The sequence below is a fragment of the Paenibacillus solanacearum genome (assembly GCF_910593845.1).
Taxonomy (GTDB): Bacteria; Bacillota; Bacilli; order Paenibacillales; family NBRC-103111; genus Paenibacillus_G; species Paenibacillus_G solanacearum.
This window is the reverse complement of sequence record NZ_CAJVAS010000002.1, coordinates 1-20,691: the sequence shown is the minus strand read 5'-3', so window position 1 is coordinate 20,691 and position 20,691 is coordinate 1. Positions and strand designations below refer to the sequence as shown.

The window sequence follows — 20,691 nt, the reverse complement described above, 5'->3', positions numbered from 1 at the left end:
TGACAAGCTTCTTTGTCAAAAGATAAAATAAACGTGTATATTCATTATACAACGGAGTCGACCCGGACATGACGGGAACGATTCATCAAAGTAAAATCGCCAATTTTTACTTTTTCTTGCGTTAGTAGAACGGATAAAAACCGAATTATCCCAAGCTTACCCCTTGGAGAAACAACGAGGAGGTGAACTGGATGCCGAACACGGCCATCTGGATTCTGGTCGTTCTCGTTGTTGGTGCTCTATGCTTATGGATTGGTTATTTTATCCGCAAGTCCATTGCAGAGGCGAAGATTTCCAGTGCTGAACATGCTGCCGAACAAGTTTTGGAAGGTGCACGCAAAGAGGCAGAGGCGCTGAAGAAAGAAGCGGTTCTTGAGGCCAAGGATGAAATCCACAAACTCAGAACCGAAGCTGAAAAAGACATTCGTGATCGTCGAAATGAAACTCAACGACTAGAGAGACGATTGTTGCAAAAAGAGGAGTCGCTGGATAAAAAATTAGATTCTCTCGAGAAAAAAGAAGAGCAGGTCGCCAACAAAGAGAAACGTATCGAAGAAACTCAAGGACAAATTGATCAGATTTACAAAGATCAAGTTTCTGAGCTGGAACGGATTTCCACGTTGACGATGGAGGATGCAAAAAACATCATATTAACCAACGTCGAGCAGGAAGTTCGGCATGAAACCGCTCAGCTGATCAAAGAAATCGAACAGCAGGCAAAAGAGGAAGGCGACAAGAAGGCCAGAGAGATCATTACTTTGGCGATTCAGCGTTGTGCAGCCGACCACGTAGCCGAGACCACGGTTTCCGTCGTAGCGCTTCCGAATGAGGAAATGAAGGGCCGCATCATCGGTCGCGAAGGCCGTAACATTCGCGCCTTGGAGACCTTGACCGGCATCGACCTCATTATTGACGATACGCCTGAAGCGGTTATTTTGTCCGGCTTTGACCCGATTCGGAGGGAGATTGCCCGCACATCGCTCGAGAAGCTTGTGGCTGACGGCCGGATTCATCCGGCACGGATCGAGGAGATGGTGGAGAAATCCCGTAAGGAAGTGGATGAACGGATTCGCGAATACGGCGAGCAAGCCACATTCGAGACCGGCGTTCACGGCCTGCACCCGGATCTGATCAAAATTTTGGGTCGTCTCAAGTTCCGTACAAGCTACGGACAGAACGTGCTGAAGCACTCCATGGAAGTTGCTTATTTGGCTGGACTGATGGCAGGAGAGCTCGGAGAAGACGTGACATTGGCGAAGCGTGCCGGACTCCTTCATGACATCGGGAAAGCACTCGACCATGAGGTCGAAGGCTCACATGTGGAAATCGGCGTTGAGATTGCCAAGAAGTATAAGGAACATCCGGTCGTCATTAACAGCATCGCCTCGCACCACGGCGACTGTGAAGCGACATCGGTTATCGCAATGCTCGTAGGCGCTGCGGATGCGTTGTCTGCAGCAAGACCGGGCGCCCGCCGCGAGACGCTGGAAACATACATCAAGCGTCTCGAGAAGCTCGAAGAGATTTCGGAATCATTCGAGGGTGTGGAAAAGTCGTATGCGATTCAAGCGGGACGGGAAGTTCGCGTTATGGTTCAACCGGAGAAGGTGGACGATACGGAAGCATTCCGTTTGGCTCGGGACATTACGAAGAAGATTGAGAACGAGCTCGATTATCCCGGTCATATCAAGGTAACGGTCATCCGTGAAACCAGGGCCGTGGAATACGCCAAATAATTGCATACGCCCTACAGAAAAGTGGCTGAATAAGCCACTTTTCTTTTGTACACTAATAACGAAACAGGTACATCGAGAGGAGAACGCCATGCGTATTTTATTTATCGGCGATATTGTCGGCTCCGTCGGCCGGCAAGCGCTTAAAACTTATCTCCCCAAGCTTAAGGCGAAATACAATCCGCACTGGATTATTGCGAACGGAGAAAATGCGGCTGCAGGACGAGGCATCACTGCCGCGATTACGAAAGAATTGTTCGAGCAGGGCGTCCAGGGCATCACAATGGGCAATCATACATGGGATCAAAAAGAAATTTTCGACTTCATCGACAAAGAGGAGCGAATGGTACGCCCGGCCAATTTCCCGGAAGGTACACCGGGGCGCGGACTCGCTTACATCAAACTGAAAGATGCGGAGCTGGCGATCATTAATTTGCAGGGACGCACGTTTTTGCCGCCGCTGGATTGTCCGTTCGAGAAAGCGAATAAGCTGGTGGAGCAAGCGCGGAAACGGACCAAATTCATTCTTGTTGACTTTCATGCGGAAGCGACATCGGAGAAAATTGCCATGGGATGGCATTTGGACGGCAAAGTAACTGCCGTGGTCGGTACGCATACACATGTACAGACGAATGATGAGCGCGTACTGCCGCAAGGCACGGCCTTTGTAACCGATGTGGGCATGGTAGGTCCGCGAGACGGCATTTTGGGAATGGAACGAAACGCAGTGCTGCAAAAATTCAAAACCCAGCTCCCGGTCCGTTTCGTGGTGGATGAAGGCAAGTGGCATTTTCATGCCGCTGTGATCGACCTGGATCCGGCAACAGGTTTGGCTCGCAAAATCAGCATGGTTCGGATGGATGAGGACCGGCTGCTGTTTGAGTAGCAGCGTCTTGATAATAAAAGAATAAATAATCTAAAAATTCGAATTAATTAGAAAACGACTTCTTCGGAGAGCAGGAATTAACTGCAAATTCCTAGAATATGAATAGTACTGGAAGCTATCATCATTCCCGAGGAGGTACTTTTCATGGAAGTATTAAAAGTTTCAGCAAAATCCAACCCAAATTCTGTAGCTGGCGCACTCGCTGGAGTATTGCGGGAGCGCGGGGCCGCGGAGCTCCAGGCGATCGGGGCCGGAGCATTGAATCAAGCTATCAAAGCGGTAGCGATCGCACGAGGATTTGTTGCTCCCAGCGGGGTTGATTTGATCTGCATACCAGCGTTTACCGATATCGTCATTGATGGTGAAGACCGGACCGCCATTAAATTGATTGTCGAGCCGAGATAAGTCGATCTTCCATAAGCTTTATCCAAACACCTGTTTACTTTGTAGACAGGTTTTTTGTATTGGGCTGGGACGAGACGGATGCATCAAGGAACCTATATTCGGGGGGCGAATGATGATGCGAGTAAGAATTATCGACGGGCACTGCGACGCGCTGTACAAAATGTTCGAGCAACCTTCTATTGATTTTTACGATCCGGCGGCGGGACTGGATGTGTCTTATGCGCGGATAAAACAAGCGAACGTAAAGATTCAATTTTTTGCGATTTTTTTGCCGGAACGTATAACTGTCCCCCAATTTGACCATTACTTGGAGTATATAAATATTTTTTATCGAAAAATCACATGTGATGGAAGGGTTCGTTTGATTAAAAACCGCGACGATTTGTATGCGGTGTGGCATAGCGACCAGATTGGAGCGATCTTGACCCTTGAAGGGGCGGACGCGGTCCAAGGCAACCCGTTGTATACCCGGACGCTGTATCATCTGGGTGTGCGCTTTGTCGGCGTCACCTGGAATTACGGGAACTGGGCGGCGGACGGTATCCTGGAGCCGCGGCAGAGCGGGTTCTCGAATCGCGGAAAAAGCTTTATTAAAGATTGCTGCGATTTGGGCATCCTATTGGATGCGTCCCATTTGTCCGCAGCGGCATTTTGGGATTTGGCTGCAGCAACGGCCAAACCGTTCGTAGCGACGCATTCGAATGCCAAGGCGCTGTGCGGGCATCCGAGAAACCTGGACGACGATCAGCTTCGCGAACTGATTCGTCGGGACGGGCGAATCGGCGTGACGTTCGTGCCGTGGTTTGTAGACAGTGCAAATGCGACGATCGACGGGGTTCTTAGGCATATCGACTACATCGGCGCTTTAGGCGGTGAACGGCAGCTCGTATTCGGATCGGATTTTGACGGCATCAGCCGCGCCATTCCGAATCTGGAGCATGCCGGACAGTATGTGAATTTGGTAGACGCATTGGAGAAAAGATACTCCGGTACGCAAGTACAGCGGTTTTTGAATGGCAACTGGTTTTCGTTTTTGGAACGCCACTTGCCCGTTCACTAAAAATTTACATCTTTTTTTCAGATATAAGAATAAAAGATTGATCTATATTCGATATGGATATGATCTAAAATAACTATGCGTCGAAAATGCCGAAAACCCTTGCTTTTTACTCGGGAAGATCATAAAATTTGGTTGACACTGAAAGAAATATTTTATAAAAGGCTTCGGGAAATTATAGAACATTTCTGACAGTTTAATGGTTAGCTGCATCGTCAGCGATTATCTAAAGGAGTGGACAACGGTGATAAGCCAATTATCTTGGAAGGTCGGAGGACAACAAGGGGAAGGCGTGGAAAGTACAGATAAAATCTTTTCCACGGCATTGACCAGACTCGGCTACTTTTTGTACGGATATCGTCACTTTTCCTCGCGGATTAAGGGCGGCCACACGAACAACAAAATTCGGATCAGTACGAAGCCGATTCGAGCCATTTCCGACGATCTGGACATCCTCGTTGCATTTGACCAGGAGACGATAGATCTGAATGCGCACGAGCTGCGCGAGAACGGCGTTATTATAGCCGACGCGAAAGTGAAGCCTGTTGTGCCCGAAGGTGTTAAAGCAAGATTATTCCCGGTACCGATCACTGCGATTGCAGAAGAGCTCGGTACATCCTTATTCAAGAACATGGCCGCTTCCGGCGCATCCTGGGCTTTGCTCGGCTTGCCGCTTGAGGTGTTTAATAAAGCAGTTGAAGAAGAGTTCGGCCGCAAAGGCGCTGCCGTCGTAGAGAAAAACATCGAAGCGGTTCGCAAAGCAGCAGAGTTCGTCCTTGAAATGAATGGCGGTCCGCTGCCGGAGTTCCAGCTCGAGCCTGCGGACGGCAAGCAAAAATTGTTTATGATCGGCAACGATGCCATCGGTCTGGGCGCTGTGGCTGCAGGCTGCCGCTTTATGCCTGCTTACCCGATCACACCGGCATCGGAAATTATGGAGTATTTGATCAAGACGCTGCCGAAATTCGGCGGTACGGTTATTCAGACGGAGGACGAGATTGCGGCTTGTACGATGGCGATCGGCGCCAACTACGGCGGCGTTCGCGCACTGACTTCGTCCGCCGGTCCGGGACTGTCCCTCATGATGGAGGCGATCGGTCTGGCAGGCATGACGGAAACGCCGGTTGTCATCGTCGATACACAGCGTGGCGGTCCAAGTACGGGTCTTCCGACGAAGCAGGAGCAATCCGACGTGCTCGCGATGATTCACGGCACGCACGGCGAAATTCCGAAGATCGTGCTGTCTCCATCCTCGATTGAGGAGTGCTTCTACGACACGATCGAAGCGTTCAACCTCGCCGAAGAATATCAAGTACCGGTCATTTTGCTGACGGACCTTCAGCTTTCCCTTGGTAAGCAAACGTCCGAAATGCTCGACTACAAGAAAGTCCAGATTAAACGCGGCACCTTGCAAACTGGCGAGCTTCCGCAGCTTCCGGAGCATCAAATGTTCCAGCGGTATCAGCTTACGGATTCCGGCGTTTCGCCTCGCGTCGTTCCGGGGCAAAAATACGGCATTCACCATGTTACCGGCGTAGAGCACGCGCAAGACGGCCGTCCATCCGAAAGTCCGGAAAATCGTCAAAAGATGATGGATAAGCGTCTGGGCAAGCTGAAAAACATGAAGGTAACGAATCCGATTCTGGTAGACGCGCCGCACGAGCAGCCGGATCTGCTGATTATTGGCATGGGTTCGACGGGCGGTACGATCGACGAAGCAAGACAGCGCCTTGCGAGCAGCGGCATGAAAACGAACCATGTTACGGTTCGTCTGCTGCATCCGTTCCCGGCAAACGAGCTGAAGCCTTACATGGAGAAAGCCAAGACGGTTGTCGTCGTGGAAAACAACGCTACGGGCCAATTGGCTTCCTTAATCAAACTGAACGTAGGCTACGCTGAGAAAATCAAGAGCCTGCTGAAATATAACGGTAACCCGTTCTTGCCTGCTGAAATCACTAAATACTGTCAGGAGTTGAACCTTGTATGGCAACGTTAAAAGATTTCCGCAACAATATTAAACCAAACTGGTGTCCTGGCTGCGGTGACTTCTCCGTTCAAGCGGCGATTCAAAGAGCGGCGGCAAACGTAGGTTTGGAGCCTGAGCAGCTGGCCGTCGTATCGGGTATCGGCTGTTCCGGCCGGATTTCCGGTTACATTAACGCTTACGGCTTCCACGGCGTGCACGGCAGATCGCTGCCGATCGCGCAAGGCTTGAAAATGGCAAACCGCGAGCTGACGGTTGTTGCCGCAGGCGGCGACGGTGACGGATTTGCGATCGGGATGGGCCATACGGTTCATGCGATTCGCCGCAACATCAACATTACGTACATCGTCATGGACAACCAGATTTACGGCTTGACCAAAGGCCAAACTTCGCCGCGAAGCGCGGAAGGCTTCAAGACGAAATCGACGCCGTCCGGTTCCATCGAGTCCGCATTGTCTCCGCTGGAAGTTGCTTTGGCGGCAGGCGCAACGTTCATTGCTCAATCGTTCTCGAGCAACTTGAAGCAGTTGACGACACTGATCGAAGAAGGGATGAAGCATGAAGGCTTTTCCTTCATCAACGTATTCAGCCCTTGCGTAACGTTCAACAAAGTGAACACATACGAGTGGTTTAAGGAACATATCGTCGACCTGGAAGAAACCCCGGATTACGACGCGTCCAACCGCGTTGCGGCGATGACGAAGATCATGGAAACGAATAGCCTTGTAACAGGCCTCATTTATCAAGATAAATCAAGAAAGAGCTACGAGAACATGGTATACGGCTTCAAGCCAGAAGCGCTTGCGAAGCAAAATATCCAGCTCTCCGAGCAAGAATTTGATAAATTGGTGGCGGAATTTAAATAATTTTCCGAACTTTACAAAGCATACGGCTTCGGCTGTATGCTTTTTTTGTCGATGATGGGTATAATGGGGGAGAAGAGCAAGCTTCAATGAGGAAGGGTGGCTGTTATGTACCAAGTGCCAATCGGCGTATCCGCCAGACATATTCATTTATCGGAAGCGCATATTGCGATCCTATTCGGCAGCGGCTATGAGTTGACGGTGCTCAAGGAGCTATCGCAGCCCGGGCAGTTCGCCGCGACAGAAACGGTAGCCGTTGTCGGCCCGAAAGGGCGGTTTGATAAAGTAAGAATTTTGGGTCCGGCCCGCGGAAAAACGCAGCTGGAAGTATCCCAAACGGATGCGTTCGCGCTTGGCATTGCGCCTCCGGTTCGCGAATCAGGCAACATTGCCGGCACGCCGGGGATTAAGGTCATCGGCCCTGCAGGGGAAGTGGACATGCCCGAAGGGGTGATCGTCGCAGCGCGGCATATTCATTTTCACACGAGCGATGCAGCTAAGTGGGGGATTGCCGACAAGCAGAAACTAACGGTTCGCGTGGAAGGAGAGCGCGCGCTGATCTTCGAGAACGTCGTTGCTCGCGTGTCGGAGCAATTTGCATTGGATATGCACATCGATACGGACGAAGCGAATGCGGCCGGAGTGAAGACGGGCGATACAGCTGTCATTTTAAAGTAGGACAAAGCGGCGACTTTATCATAACGATGCGATCGCACGGACAAGGATAGATTGCATCTGTCTTACGTACCTATTCCGGCAGGGAGGAATAGGTGCTTTTTTTGCCAAATGAAGCGCAGGGCAGGAGCACTTTACATAAGGACTTCGATGGATTCGTTAAGGGGATTGTGGTATAATTTTTTATCGATGCTAGGCGATATGTTTACGATATGATGTTTCAGGACATTTGAAATAAGGAAGTGAGACACACCATGAACAAGGAGACGAAGAACTCACCAGACTTAAAATCTGGCAAGGGTGATAAAGACTACTCCAAATACTTCGATTTCTCGGATGCCAAGCTCATTCGGGAAGAAGACGGAAAAGCAACGTACCGTATCAAAGGACGCACGATTCAGATCAATGCGGCTCCGGATTATAAAGAAGAGAAACAGCGCGGCAAAGAAGAAATCAAGGTGCATTACGATTTCGAATTGCCCGAAGAGATGAAGCAATTCGGCGCAGGCAAATATGCATATATTATGACCTATGGCTGTCAAATGAATGAGCACGACTCCGAAACGATCAAGGGTCTGCTGGAACAAATGGGGTATGCGTCGACGGACGATCGGAATATGGCCGATATCATCCTGCTTAATACGTGTGCCGTCCGCGAAAACGCCGAGGATAAAGTGTTCGGCGAGCTGGGACATTTGAGCCACCTGAAGCGGGAGAAGCCGTCGCTAATCTTGGGCGTATGCGGCTGTATGTCGCAGGAAGAATCTGTCGTCGGGCGGATCATGAAGAAGCATCCTTTCGTCGATATTATTTTCGGAACGCATAACATTCACCGGCTGCCTCATCTCGTGAAGGAAGCGGTATTCAGCAAAGAGATGGTCATCGAGGTATGGTCCAAGGAAGGCGATATCATCGAGAACCTGCCGAAGAAGCGCGAGGGAATCAAGGCGTGGGTGAACATTATGTACGGCTGCGACAAATTCTGTACGTACTGCATCGTGCCGTATACGCGCGGGAAAGAACGAAGCCGCAGACCGGACGATGTGATTGCCGAAGTGCGGGAGCTTGCGCGGCAAGGCTATAAAGAAATTATGCTGCTCGGCCAGAATGTCAATGCGTATGGCAAAGACTTTGAAGATATCGAGTACCGCTTCGGCGATTTGATGGACGATATCCGCAAGATCGATCTGCCGCGCGTACGCTTTACGACGTCGCATCCGCGCGATTTTGACGACCATCTGATCGAGGTGCTCTCGAAAAAAGGCAATCTCATGGAGCACATTCATTTACCGGTGCAGTCCGGCAGCAATGAAATACTGAAGCGGATGAGCCGTAAATATACGAGAGAGCATTATCTGGAGCTCGTCAAAAAAATAAAAACGGCGATCCCGGACGTTGTGTTGACGACCGATATTATCGTTGGATTTCCGGGAGAAACGGACGAGCAGTTTGAGGAAACGATTTCGCTTGTGAAGGAAGTCGGCTATGATAGCGCCTATACGTTCATTTATTCTCCACGGGAAGGCACACCGGCCGCCGGTATGGAGGACAACGTGCCGGAGCAAGTGAAGCGCAAGCGGCTTTACCGGTTAAACGATGTGCTCAACGAGTTCAGCAAGAAGAACAACGAAGGTTTGAAGGGGCTTACCTTGGAGGTGCTGGTCGAAGGCGAGAGCAAAAACAACGCCAGCGTACTGGCCGGACGGAGCCGGACGAACAAGCTTGTTCACTTCGAAGGACCAAGAGAGCTGATCGGCCAATTCGTACATGTTCATATAACGGAAACACCGACATTTTACATTAAAGGCGAATGGGTCCGGGAGCAGGAAGCGGCAGTATAAAAAGATACTAGCGAAGGGGTGCTAACAACGATGGCGGAACATCAGCATAATCATAGTCATTCGCATCCGCATACGAACGAATGCGGTATGGAGTGCTTTACGAACACGGAAATGATCGTCCGGGAGGACATTTTGTTCAAAGCCAAAGAGCTGGCGGAGCTGATCTCGACTTCGAATGAGGTGCAGTTTTTCCAGAAGGCGGAACATCAAATCGCAAGCAATGATCACATTCAGACGTTGATCAGCAGCATCAAGAAGAAGCAGAAGGAACTCGTCGCATTCCAATCGTTTGAAAATCAAAAGATGGTCGACAAGATCGAGAAGGAAGTCGTCGAGCTGCAGGAGCAGCTTGACTCCATTCCGATTGTCAGCGAGTTCAAGCAAACGCAGGAGGATATCAATTACTTGCTGCAGCTTGTCATGTCCGTCATTCGCGACACGATATCGGATAAAATCACCGTGGAAGAAGGAAAAGTTGCGGCCGGATCCGGCTACGGCGAGTAAGTCTTTAGCAGTTTGGGCAAGGTTCAGAAGACCGGTTTGCAGCCGAAGGGGTGCAGACCGGTCTTTTCGTTGTTTATCGCAGCAGGCATAAAATCGCTTTTTGACGGGAATCCTTGTTAAGAAACGGATGCTTTACACATTGGAGGATGTTCGATGGACAACATCGTAAAGGTTACGCTGAACACTCGGAGCGAAACGGAGCTTAAAGCGCTAATCGAAGATATGAACAATCATGCGTCACTATCCGACGAGGAAATGCGGCAGCTTGTGAACGAGCTGAACGAATGGAACGAAGCCTCGGACGAACCGCTGCACTAAGCAAGGCGGTCCCGGCCCATCGCCGCACAGCAGCGCGAAATCCTGAGGTCATGATCAAGCTTCGTGCTAATAAAACGAGATGCTGCTAACGATGGCGGCCTGGAAAAACTCCGATAAGGGGTTTTTCTTTTTTTTGAAAAATGAAACATGCAAACGGTTGCAGGCTCGTTTGACGAATCGGATGGCAATTGATATGGTATTGTTATCTGGGATGATCTGCATTTCATGGGTGAGAGGCGGAGAGTGCGAATGAGAACGATCGTATGCGAGGAACCGAACCGTTTGGTTTCCAGAGAAGCGGGATTGCCTGTCAGGCTGCCGGGGGAAGCGCTGGTGAAAATTCGGCGGATCGGCATATGCGGAACGGATCTGCATGCTTACCGCGGGAACCAGCCGTACTTTGAATACCCGCGCATCCTGGGTCACGAGTTAAGCGGGGAAATCGTTGAAGTACCCGAACACGCCGAGGGGCTGCAGCCGGGGGATATCGTAACGATCATGCCTTATATCGAATGCGGCTCGTGCGTGGCTTGCCGTGCCGGGAAGACGAATTGCTGCACGAGCATGAGCGTGCTTGGCGTTCATCAGGACGGCGGCATGCGTGAATATATGGCCGTGCCTGCCGATCATTTGCTGAAGACGGAGGGGCTTACGCTCGAGCAATCCGCCTTAATCGAATGCTTCAGCATCGGCGCGCATGCCGTTCGCAGAGCGTCGCTGCAGCCGGGTGAGTTCGTTCTCGTGATCGGAGCGGGACCGATCGGCCTCGGCGTAATGAAATTCGCCAAGCTGGCCGGGGTAAGTGTCATAGCGCTGGACATCAACGAAGAACGGCTGCAATATTGCAAAGCCTGGGCGCCCGCCGACTATGTCGTCCATGCGAAGGACGATCCGCTGCAAGCGATCCGGGCGATTACCGGCGGAGACTTTCCGACAGCCGTCTTCGATGCGACGGGCAATGCCAAGTCGATGGAAAGCGCGGTGCAATACGTGGCGCACGGCGGCAGGCTCATATATGTCGGCCTCGTGAAGGCGAATATTTCGTTCAGCGATCCAGAGTTTCATAAACGGGAGATGTCGATCGTAAGCAGCCGCAATGCGACACGGCTTGATTTTGAGCATGTGATCGAGAGCATTCGCGGGGGAAGCGTCGATACCGATTCGTTTGTTACGCATCGCGTCGGCTTTGATGAGATGATGGACGCGTACGAAACATGGCTGAAGCCGGAGACAGGTGTGATCAAAGCGATGGTGGAACTATAAGCGGCATGCGCATCAGACCGTTCGATCCTGGATACGGGGTCAGCGGTCTGTTTTCGATACGGCGGCGCCGAGTATGTTACAATAGCGATAGCATGCATTTATAGATGAGGTGAATCCCGATTGGAGAAAGACATATTGACCCGATTCGGCGTATCGATGCCGGAAGAACTGATTAAGCAGTTCGATCAATATATTAACGACCAAGGATATACGAATCGATCCGAAGCCATTCGCGACCTGGTTCGCAAGGTGCTCCTGGAACCGGGGCGCCTGAACTCGGAGCAGCTCGTAGCCGGCACCATCGTCCTGGTCTACGATCATCATGTGACCAACCTGCCGCTCGATCTGATGGAGCTGCAGCACGAATATCATCAGCATATCATTTCGAATATGCACGTTCATTTGAATCACGAACAGTGTCTGGAAATCATCGCTGTACGCGGAGTCTTGTCGGAGCTTCGCGAACTGAAGAACAAAATTCAAGTGCAGAAGGGCGTGCTTTATGCCGAACTGTCCGTTACGTTCGTGGATGACCACCGACACGGCCATGATTCCGATTCCGGCCATACGCATAACGATGCGCATCACGGCCATGCGCACAGCCATTTGCATCATCACGAGTAATGCGCTGTGCGGCGGCGAAAGACTGCAAGCCGTGCAGTAAGCGCTGTTGTTACACGAGGGAGGGATTCCATGTCCAGCGAACATTTGACGCTGCATACGGATAAATATCAGATCAACATGATGTACGCCCATTGGTTTCACCAAACGCTGGATCAGCGCTCGGTGTTTGAGGCGTACTTTCGCAAGCTGCCGTTCGGCAACGGCTTTGCCGTGTTTTCCGGATTGGAGCGCATTGTTTCTTACCTTCGCGATCTGCGGTTTAGCGAAGCCGATCTTGCCTATCTCGCCACGCAAGAAGAAAATTACGATCCCGCTTTCCTCGAGGCGCTTCGCCAGTTCCGTTTCACCGGGAGCTTGTGGTCGGCACAGGAAGGCTCGCTTGTATTTGCCAACGAGCCGCTGATTCGCGTCGAAGGCCGAATTTTCGAGACGCAGCTGGTGGAAACGGCTCTGCTGAACTTCATGAACTATCAGACGCTGATCGCCACCAAGGCGGCCAGAATTCGCCAAGTCGCGCCGGACGATATATTGATGGAATTCGGCACGCGGAGGGCGCAGGAAGCAGATGCGGCCGTCTGGGGAGCAAGAGCAAGCTATATCGCCGGTTTCGATGCGACGTCCAACATGCGCGCCGGCATGCTGTTCGGCATTCCGACGAAAGGAACGCATGCGCATGCATGGGTCCAGGATCACGAGACGGAGGAGGAGGCGTTCCGGCGCTTTGCAGAGGCGCTTCCGGATCATGTGACACTGCTGGTGGATACGTACGATACGCTCAGAAGCGGAGTCCCTAACGCGATCCGTATTGCGAAGCAGCTTGAGACTAAAGGCAAACGCATGAAAGCGATACGCCTGGACAGCGGTGACTTGGCGTATTTGTCCAAAACGGCCCGCACGATGCTCGATGAAGCGGGGCTCGATTATGTTCAGATCGTAGCGTCGAACGATTTGGATGAAAGCATTATTTTGCATTTGAAAGCGCAGGGGGCTCGGATCGATTCCTGGGGAGTCGGGACACAGCTTATTACCGCGGCAGACCAGCCGTCCCTCGGGGGCGTCTACAAGCTGGTGGCCCGCGAGCGGGATGGCAAGCTGGAGCCCGTCATCAAAATATCCGGTAACCCGGAAAAAGTATCGACGCCGGGACGTAAAGAAGTATTCCGTATCGTTAATAAGGAAACAGGAAAAGCGGAGGCGGACTACATTACCTTGGCCGGAGAGCGGGATATTGAAGAGCAGCGTCCGTTAAAGCTGTTCGACCCGGTGCACCCCTATATGAGCAAAAACATCTCCAATTACGAAGCGATTCCACTGCTTCGGCAAATTTATGCGGACGGCAAGCTACTGGATCCGCTGCCGGCATTGTCGGATATTCGAGAGCATCATAAGCGTCAGCTCGCGCTTTACTGGCCGGAATATTTGCGCAAGCTCAACCCGGAGATTTATCCGGTCGTTCTGAGTCCCGCCGCATGGAAGCTGAAGATGGACCTTATCGAAAAATACAGGGAGTAGTCCGAATTGTCGCATTGTTAACAGGATTGTTATTTTCCGGTGAAAAATCAGGTGTTCAGCCGCACGCAGGTATGTTATCTTAAAAAAGATATTTCGCGGATTTACCGGAGAGGAGTCTGTTTGTTATGCCAGCGACGATTGTGCTGATGCTCTGTTTGCTCGTTATGGGATCATTAGTGAGCGCAGCGTTTGTATTATTTTTTCAACGTAAAATGAAGATCGCCTTCCTTTTTTTGGCGCTCGGTTTAATCAGCATGTTCATGTTCTATTATGCAATATACAACGGGTGGCTTGCTCTGCCTGAAAAGTAAAGTGCAAGGAGACATCATAAGTGAACGGACAATCGCGTAAAGACATAGCCCCAGGATTGGAAGTACATATTGTGCTGAAGCAGGATCAGCGGACAGGAAGGCTGACGCGCGGTGTGGTCAAGGATATTTTGACGAATTCACCATCACATCCGCACGGTATCAAGGTTCGCCTGACCGACGGTCAAGTCGGACGAGTCAAGGAAATCATCAAGTAAAGTGATGAAACCCTCCGGAATCGGCATAAGCTGATGAAGGGGGGAGAGCATGGACAAAGAATCGGCTATGCCGCAGCAGAAGGTGAGAGAACAACCGGCTCATGCGCATTTTTACCGCGCCGTCACCAGCGTCAGCCTCGGGCACTCGCATATACTGGAGTTTTATGTTTATCCGGCCAACGGAGATGCTTATGATGGGCATCAACACAACTATCAGGGACATACGATGGTGAACCGGGGACATTTCCACCGTGTCATCGGTACGACCGGGCCGGCCATTCCGCTGCCGGACGGGTCCCATATCCATGAAGTATACGATCGGGTAGACGATGAGCCGTTTTCGTTTCAGGGAGGCTATTACTCCACCGAGACCGGAATTCCCAGGCATGAACATACATTTGAAGGTCCGACCGGACCAGGTATCGGCTATTGGCCTCCGGGGTGGTGACCGGAACCGGTATAACCGGATGAAGTTGATGGAGAGCAGAGAATGAAACAATTACCGATCGATCCGGTCCTCCCGGAATTACAGAACCTATTGCGCAGCGCTGTCAGCGCAGTGCTTGTTGCGCCTCCAGGCGCGGGGAAGACGACCCGCGTCCCTTTGGCGTTGCTGGACGAGCCGTGGCTCCGCAACCAGCGCATCGTCATGCTGGAGCCACGTCGTCTGGCCGCACGTTCCGCCGCAAGGCGCATGGCATCGGAGCTCGGGGAGCATGTCGGCGAAACGGTAGGGTATCGCGTGCGCATGGATACGAAGGTAGGTGCCCGAACGCGCATCGAGGTCATAACCGAGGGGGTGCTCACGCGCATGCTCCAGGAAGACCAGGCCCTCGAAGGCATAGGGGCGGTCATCTTTGACGAGTTTCACGAACGAAGCCTGCATGCGGACCTGGGCCTCGCGCTTTGTCTTCAGACGCAGCAGCTGCTTCGCGAAGATTTGCGCATCGTCGTCATGTCCGCAACGATCGAAGCGGAACCGGTAGCGAGTCTTCTTGGTTCCGCGCCAATCGTCAGAAGCGAAGGGCGCAGCTTTCCTGTGGAGACTCGTTATTTGGACAGGCCGTCGGATGAACGGCTCGAGCAGCAGATCGTGCGCAGCGTTGCGCACGCGCTTGAGAACGATCCGGGCGATGTGCTTGTATTTCTCCCGGGGGCGGCCGAAATCCGGCGTGTGGAAGCGCGGTTGCGCGAAAGAAAGCTTGGGAGTCAGTTTCGAATCGCGCCGTTGTTTGGCGTTTTGTCACAAGAGGAGCAGGATGCGGCTCTAGCTCCCTGTGCGCCGGGAGAGCGGAAAATTGTGCTTGCTACATCGATTGCCGAGACCAGTTTAACGGTGGAAGGGGTCCGTATCGTCATCGACAGCGGTCTTATGCGCGTCCCCCGGTTCTTGCCGCGAACCGGGATGTCGAGACTGGAGACGATTCGCGTCTCCCGCGCTTCGGCGGACCAGCGCCGAGGACGGGCCGGACGGCTTGATTCCGGCGTCTGTTACCGGCTGTGGACGGTCCAGGAGGACCGGAATCTGAAGGAGCAGTCCACGCCGGAAATTTTGGAAGCCGATATGACCGGGCTTGCGCTTGAACTGGCGGCTTGGGGCGTGGCCGATCCGTCGGAGCTGCAATGGCTTGATCCGCCTCCGGCCGCAGCCATGGCGCATGCAAGGGAACTGCTGCACAGACTTGGCGCGATGGATGAGCGGGGCAGCATTACGCCGTACGGCCGCGACTTGGCGGAGCGGGGGCTTCATCCGCGGTTCGCCCATATGCTCGTTCAGGCCGCTGCGCTCAAGCAAACGAAACTGGCCTGCATGATTGCGGCAGTCCTAAACGAACGGGATTTCATGCGCAAAGACACGGGGACGGCGGATGCCGATTTGCGCGTCCGGATCGAGGCCGTGCATAAGATCATGTCAGCTTCCCCGCACAAACCGCATAAACCGTACGTTTCCGGGCAGCCGACCGCTGCTGTAGATCAGGCGCATTCAGATGATGGGCAGATCGCGAACCTTCGGAGTCCGGCACTGCCCGGTTATTCGCTGGATGTCGCTGCTTGCCGCCGAATCGCTGCCGAGGGGCGTCATATTTACGAATCACATCCGCCTGCGGATCAGGAGCCGGTCGCAGATATTCATTCTTCCGGGCTGCTGCTTGCCTTGGCCTACCCTGATCGTATTGCTCAAAAAAGAGCTGACGGTCGCTATTTGCTGAGCAACGGGCGCGGGGCGATATTGCCCGATGCCGGTACGCAGGTTATCTCATCCGCATCGTATCTTGTTGCGGTCGATCTGGACGACGGTGGTGCAGAAAGTCGGATATACTTGGCGAGTCCGGTAGATGCGGAGCAATTGGAATTGTATTGTCCATCACTGATCAAGCAGGAGAAATCTGTTGAGTGGGACCGTTCAGCAGGCCGCGTCCGGGCGACTACGAAGCATAAGCTTGGTGCACTCGTGCTGAAGGAACATCCGACGGCAAGTCCTACACCCGAGGAATTGCTGTTTGCGCTCATGCAAGGGATCGCCGAAGAGGGGCTAGACATCTTGCCTTGGACCCGGGCAGCCCGCCAGCTTCAGCACCGGGCAGGCTTCATGCATGCCGTGGATGCTTCCTGGCCGGATTTGTCCGATGAAGCGCTGCTAGCTGCGCTGGAGCAATGGCTTGGCCCGCATGTATACGGGTTAAAGAGCCGTAACGATCTCGCACGGCTTCGGCTTACCGACATTTTGGAGGCAATGCTTACATGGGAACAGCGCAGGGAGCTCGATGCTTCGGTTCCTACGCATATTACCGTTCCGAGCGGTTCGCGCATTCCAGTTGACTACAGCGACCTGACTTCGCCGGTGCTATCCGTGCGGTTGCAGGAAATGTTCGGCCTTCAGGATACGCCGCGTATAGCCAGAGGCACCGTTCCTGTCACGCTGCACTTGCTGTCTCCAGCCCAACGCCCGGTTCAGGTGACCAAAGATTTGGCAAGCTTTTGGCAGAACGCTTATTTCGAAGTGAAAAAAGATTTAAAGGGACGATACCCTAAGCATTATTGGCCCGACGATCCGCTGGCCGCCATGCCGACCAACCGGGCGAAGCCGAGGAGTTAACCGCGGCGGATTGACAATGCTGGGAAAAAGTCATATGATAACGGTAAATACGACTAAGGGGAAATTTTGATGTCCGGATGGGTTCTTAACTAATTAATTTCATAGTATCGCTTCGTGAATTGCGTTAACGCTACAGGTATGTCCATTTTGGGATATACGCGTGAATCGCACAATGACGTTGCGGTATTGAAATCTAGTTAAGAACATCGGGAACCTTACGCCGTTATACAGGTCGATCCATTGGCGGAAACCGTGCTCTTGCAGCACGTTTTTTTGTGCCCTTTTTCGGGTACTCTTTGTCATTCGCCAACTATAGGATACGATCGATATGCAGGCAGAAGATGAACGAATTGTTCGTCTTCTGCTTTTTTGCTTTTTACAAAAGATCTTAAGGAGGAACGATCTATGGTTTTTGATGTAACGAATCGCTTGGAGTTTGACAAAGTGAAAGCTCGGTTGACCGACTTTGCCTTGTCGTATCTCGGGAAAAATCTTGTGAAGCAAATGGTGCCGCTGACAGATAAACGAGTCATTGAGCGGCTGCTGGAGGAGACGGAAGAGGCGGTATGCATCATCCAATTTGGAGCCAGCATCCCGATCCCGGCGCTGGATGGAATGGAGCAGCTCGTCGCAGGCTTTGGAAAAGGAATACTGCTATCGATCGAGGAGCTCCAATTGATCGGCAGACTGCTGGAGGCCACGGAGCAACTGAAGCGGTTTATGGCAAAGAAGGAATCGGTAGCGCCTAACGTGAGCGCATATGCGCAATCCATGCATGATCTGACCGAGTTGAAGCGCGAAATCGAGCGTTGTATTCGCCATGGGCAAGTGACCGATCAGGCCAGCCCGGAGCTGAGCAAAATTCGCAAAAAAATGGTCATTATCGAAGAGCGGATCAAGAAAAAGCTGGACGGAACCATGCAAAAGTACCGTTCATATTTGCAAGAATACGTCGTCAGCATGCGGGGAGACCGTTACGTAGTTCCGGTGAAGAAAGAACACAGAAAATTAATACCGGGTACGGTGCTGGATGAGTCTGCGAGCGGTCAGACCGTTTTTATCGAGCCGGCTGATCTGGCTCAGCTCTCCTTTGAGCTTAATGGCTGGCGCGCAGACGAGGCTGCGGAAGAAATGAAGATCATTGCGTATTTGACCGATTTGACGGAATCGTATCGATACGAGATTGCGATTAACCTGGAAACGATCGGGCACTATGATTTTTTGACAGCCAAAGCCAAGTATGCTCGATCATTGGATGGGCGCACGGTCCGGTTGAATACGGAAGGAATCATTCGAATCGCAGGAGGGAAACACCCGTTACTGGGTAACCATTCCGTGCCTCTTCAATTCGAGATTGGCAACGGCTATCGTGCTTTGATCATTACAGGACCGAATACCGGGGGGAAAACCGTAGCGTTGAAAACGATCGGACTGTTGACGATGATGGTTCAGTCCGGACTGCTCGTACCGGTAGATGAAGGAAGCGACTTTGCCATATACTCCGACGTATCGGCAGATATCGGCGATGGACAAAGCTTGGAGCATTCGCTAAGCACATTCTCGTCGCATATCAAAAATGTCATTCGCATTCTGCATACGGCCGGCCCTTCCTCCTTAATTTTGCTGGACGAACTGGCAACCGGGACAGATCCGGGAGAGGGGATCGGATTGTCGATCGCGGTGCTGGAAGAGCTGTATAAGTGTGGAGCGACAGTCATTGCGACGACGCATTATAATGAAATCAAACGGTTTGCGGAAGAAGCTCCGGGATTCCAAAATGCAAGCATGGCTTTTGACCTGGAGACGCTTCAGCCGCTTTACAAGCTTACCATCGGCGCTGCAGGCAGCAGCTACGCGTTCCAGATTGCTCTTAAGCTGGGCGTTCCAAACCATATTATCGAACGTTCCAAGGCGATCACGTACAGCCGGCATCAGGGCGATCCGCTCGTTTCGATGGAAGCGGCGCTTGCAGAGCATCGAATGGCGACAGATGCCGTTCCAGTATGGTCAGAAGCGGTTAGCGCTGGAGATAAACCCGATTCTTCCGGTATAACGTCGGGATCAACGGAGAAGGAGGCGGCAAAAGACAGGCAAGCAGCAAGCCAAAAGCGAGAAGCTTCGCTGCCTGTATTGGAGCTAGGGGATTGCGTTTGGGTCCATTCATTACGGCGTACCGGAATCGTATGCAGCCAACCCGACGAGAGAGGGAACATTGTGGTTATGATTCAAAAGGAAAAGGTCAAAATTAACCGAAAACGACTTTCCCTTTACATTGAAAAGAAACAATTGTATCCTGATGAGAGCTACGACATGGACATCGTGTTTGAATCAAAGGATACGAGGAAAAAACGAAAGCAAATGAACAAACGACACGATCCCGGCAACTTCATCATAACACCGGCGGAAGACAAGTAGGTAAAATCCGCACAAATTGATGAGTGCAGGGTCCGGAACGCATTTTACATTAAAGGGTGATCGGCATGATTCAAGTATTGGAAGCAACGATGCAGTATAACAAAGGCGACGGTTATGTCGGCAAAGTGGGGTTTCAAGTCGAAGGGCATAAACTCCCTTACGAGATTACGTTATTCAGCAAAAACGGCAAAGAATGGGGCTACGGCTTGTTCTTCTTGAAGGAATCGGGGAACGAGGAGCAGCTGGAAGCGGTAGAAGAAATGCTGGAGGACAATGACGAAGTGTTCGAACAATTGGTTGACGTGGCCAAAAGCTCGCTATAACAGCAAAAATATAGTGGTTCTAAGGAAGCTGCAGAGAAGACTCTGCGGCTTTTTTTGCGAGAACAGTATGTTTGTTTGACTCCAGATGTTAAGCAGTATGCCAACGGGGGGACGAATTCTTTCATATCTATATAGCTGTCATCGCCAACTTAGGAACCAAAAAAGGTTTGGCATAGCCTTTATGAAAAAGGACCGTTCGACAAACATCTAAAAACCTGACCCGCAGGTTTCGCTGGTTACAGTAGTAGACAGTTCCCACCTTCTCTCAGTGCTTATGCTCACTATCCCCTTTGCTCAGAAAGCAGGCAGAAGAGCATAATGACTACTCTACTAATAACATGTGCCTTGAGGTCAGACACCTGTTATTGTGGTGGAGTTTTTTCAGTCTGATAGAATGGTAATAAAAGCGAATTGAAGCAGGGTGAATCGGTTTGGTTTAAGTGCATGTCAAATAAGCTAGCCCAAGCGGTATGTAACAAGTATGATGATAGCGCGTGTTGAAACGACTAACATAAAAAGTTAGGGTGATGAGCTCAGGATATATTAAATTATAATGCTACATAGAATCTAGACAGCAAAAAAGGAGTTCTTTAGTTGTATGTCATCTACTAGACGGAGATTTACACCCGAAGAGAAGGCTCAGATTGTACTGGAAATTTTAAAGG

The 20,691-nt window shown here is 51.6% G+C and carries 19 protein-coding genes; all 19 read left to right on the top strand.

Features of this window, described 5'->3' with window-relative positions; genetic code table 11:
- Window positions 1-191 precede the first annotated feature (191 nt).
- Complete coding sequence (gene rny, locus KXG62_RS02395) at window positions 192-1,736, top strand: ribonuclease Y (RefSeq protein ID WP_218090327.1); 1,545 nt, start codon at window positions 192-194, stop codon at window positions 1,734-1,736.
- An 88-nt stretch (window positions 1,737-1,824) separates the two neighbouring features.
- On the top strand, window positions 1,825-2,619 hold the full coding sequence (locus KXG62_RS02390; RefSeq protein ID WP_218090326.1) for a TIGR00282 family metallophosphoesterase: 795 nt from the start codon (window positions 1,825-1,827) through the stop codon (window positions 2,617-2,619).
- 144 nt (window positions 2,620-2,763) lie between these two features.
- On the top strand, window positions 2,764-3,024 hold the full coding sequence (locus KXG62_RS02385) for a stage V sporulation protein S (RefSeq protein ID WP_006286829.1): 261 nt from the start codon (window positions 2,764-2,766) through the stop codon (window positions 3,022-3,024).
- Window positions 3,025-3,133: 109 nt separating this feature from the next.
- Complete coding sequence (locus KXG62_RS02380) at window positions 3,134-4,084, top strand: dipeptidase (RefSeq protein WP_343223417.1); 951 nt, start codon at window positions 3,134-3,136, stop codon at window positions 4,082-4,084.
- A 241-nt stretch (window positions 4,085-4,325) separates the two neighbouring features.
- Window positions 4,326-6,077 (top strand): 2-oxoacid:acceptor oxidoreductase subunit alpha, encoded by a 1,752-nt coding sequence (locus tag KXG62_RS02375; RefSeq protein ID WP_218090324.1) that lies wholly within the window; start codon window positions 4,326-4,328, stop codon window positions 6,075-6,077.
- Window positions 6,065-6,931, top strand: a complete 867-nt coding sequence (locus KXG62_RS02370) for a 2-oxoacid:ferredoxin oxidoreductase subunit beta (protein ID WP_218090323.1) — start codon at window positions 6,065-6,067, stop codon at window positions 6,929-6,931. The genes KXG62_RS02375 and KXG62_RS02370 overlap by 13 nt, the downstream gene beginning before the upstream one ends.
- Window positions 6,932-7,036: 105 nt before the next feature.
- The gene (gene pduL / locus KXG62_RS02365) at window positions 7,037-7,606 is read left to right on the top strand and encodes a phosphate propanoyltransferase (RefSeq protein WP_218090322.1); all 570 of its coding nucleotides are present in this window, start codon (window positions 7,037-7,039) and stop codon (window positions 7,604-7,606) included.
- Between the two features lie 251 nt (window positions 7,607-7,857).
- On the top strand, window positions 7,858-9,444 hold the full coding sequence (miaB, locus tag KXG62_RS02360) for a tRNA (N6-isopentenyl adenosine(37)-C2)-methylthiotransferase MiaB (RefSeq protein ID WP_218090321.1): 1,587 nt from the start codon (window positions 7,858-7,860) through the stop codon (window positions 9,442-9,444).
- A 30-nt stretch (window positions 9,445-9,474) separates the two neighbouring features.
- The gene (locus tag KXG62_RS02355) at window positions 9,475-9,948 is read left to right on the top strand and encodes a YlbF/YmcA family competence regulator (RefSeq protein WP_425517325.1); all 474 of its coding nucleotides are present in this window, start codon (window positions 9,475-9,477) and stop codon (window positions 9,946-9,948) included.
- Between the two features lie 153 nt (window positions 9,949-10,101).
- Window positions 10,102-10,266 (top strand): hypothetical protein, encoded by a 165-nt coding sequence (locus KXG62_RS02350; protein ID WP_218090320.1) that lies wholly within the window; start codon window positions 10,102-10,104, stop codon window positions 10,264-10,266.
- Between the two features lie 249 nt (window positions 10,267-10,515).
- Window positions 10,516-11,529 (top strand): zinc-binding alcohol dehydrogenase family protein, encoded by a 1,014-nt coding sequence (locus tag KXG62_RS02345; RefSeq protein ID WP_218090319.1) that lies wholly within the window; start codon window positions 10,516-10,518, stop codon window positions 11,527-11,529.
- A gap of 156 nt (window positions 11,530-11,685) precedes the next feature.
- Window positions 11,686-12,153 carry a nickel-responsive transcriptional regulator NikR gene (nikR, locus tag KXG62_RS02340; RefSeq protein WP_246627286.1) on the top strand — a complete coding sequence of 156 codons (468 nt, stop codon included), beginning with the start codon at window positions 11,686-11,688 and terminating at the stop codon, window positions 12,151-12,153.
- A 69-nt stretch (window positions 12,154-12,222) separates the two neighbouring features.
- Window positions 12,223-13,665 (top strand): nicotinate phosphoribosyltransferase, encoded by a 1,443-nt coding sequence (locus KXG62_RS02335; RefSeq protein WP_218090317.1) that lies wholly within the window; start codon window positions 12,223-12,225, stop codon window positions 13,663-13,665.
- A 125-nt stretch (window positions 13,666-13,790) separates the two neighbouring features.
- Entirely contained in the window at window positions 13,791-13,976 is a 186-nt protein-coding gene (locus KXG62_RS02330; RefSeq protein WP_218090316.1) for a hypothetical protein, read from the top strand.
- Window positions 13,977-13,996: 20 nt separating this feature from the next.
- A complete protein-coding gene (locus tag KXG62_RS02325; RefSeq protein ID WP_218090315.1) occupies window positions 13,997-14,191 on the top strand; it encodes a YwbE family protein in 195 nt (64 codons plus the stop codon).
- Window positions 14,192-14,240: 49 nt separating this feature from the next.
- A complete protein-coding gene (locus KXG62_RS02320; RefSeq protein ID WP_218090314.1) occupies window positions 14,241-14,639 on the top strand; it encodes a YmaF family protein in 399 nt (132 codons plus the stop codon).
- A gap of 42 nt (window positions 14,640-14,681) precedes the next feature.
- A complete protein-coding gene (gene hrpB / locus KXG62_RS02315; protein WP_218090313.1) occupies window positions 14,682-17,288 on the top strand; it encodes an ATP-dependent helicase HrpB in 2,607 nt (868 codons plus the stop codon).
- A 405-nt stretch (window positions 17,289-17,693) separates the two neighbouring features.
- Window positions 17,694-19,703 carry an endonuclease MutS2 gene (locus tag KXG62_RS02310; protein ID WP_218090312.1) on the top strand — a complete coding sequence of 670 codons (2,010 nt, stop codon included), beginning with the start codon at window positions 17,694-17,696 and terminating at the stop codon, window positions 19,701-19,703.
- Window positions 19,704-19,768: 65 nt separating this feature from the next.
- Complete coding sequence (locus KXG62_RS02305; protein ID WP_218090311.1) at window positions 19,769-20,026, top strand: hypothetical protein; 258 nt, start codon at window positions 19,769-19,771, stop codon at window positions 20,024-20,026.
- Window positions 20,027-20,691 lie beyond the last annotated feature (665 nt).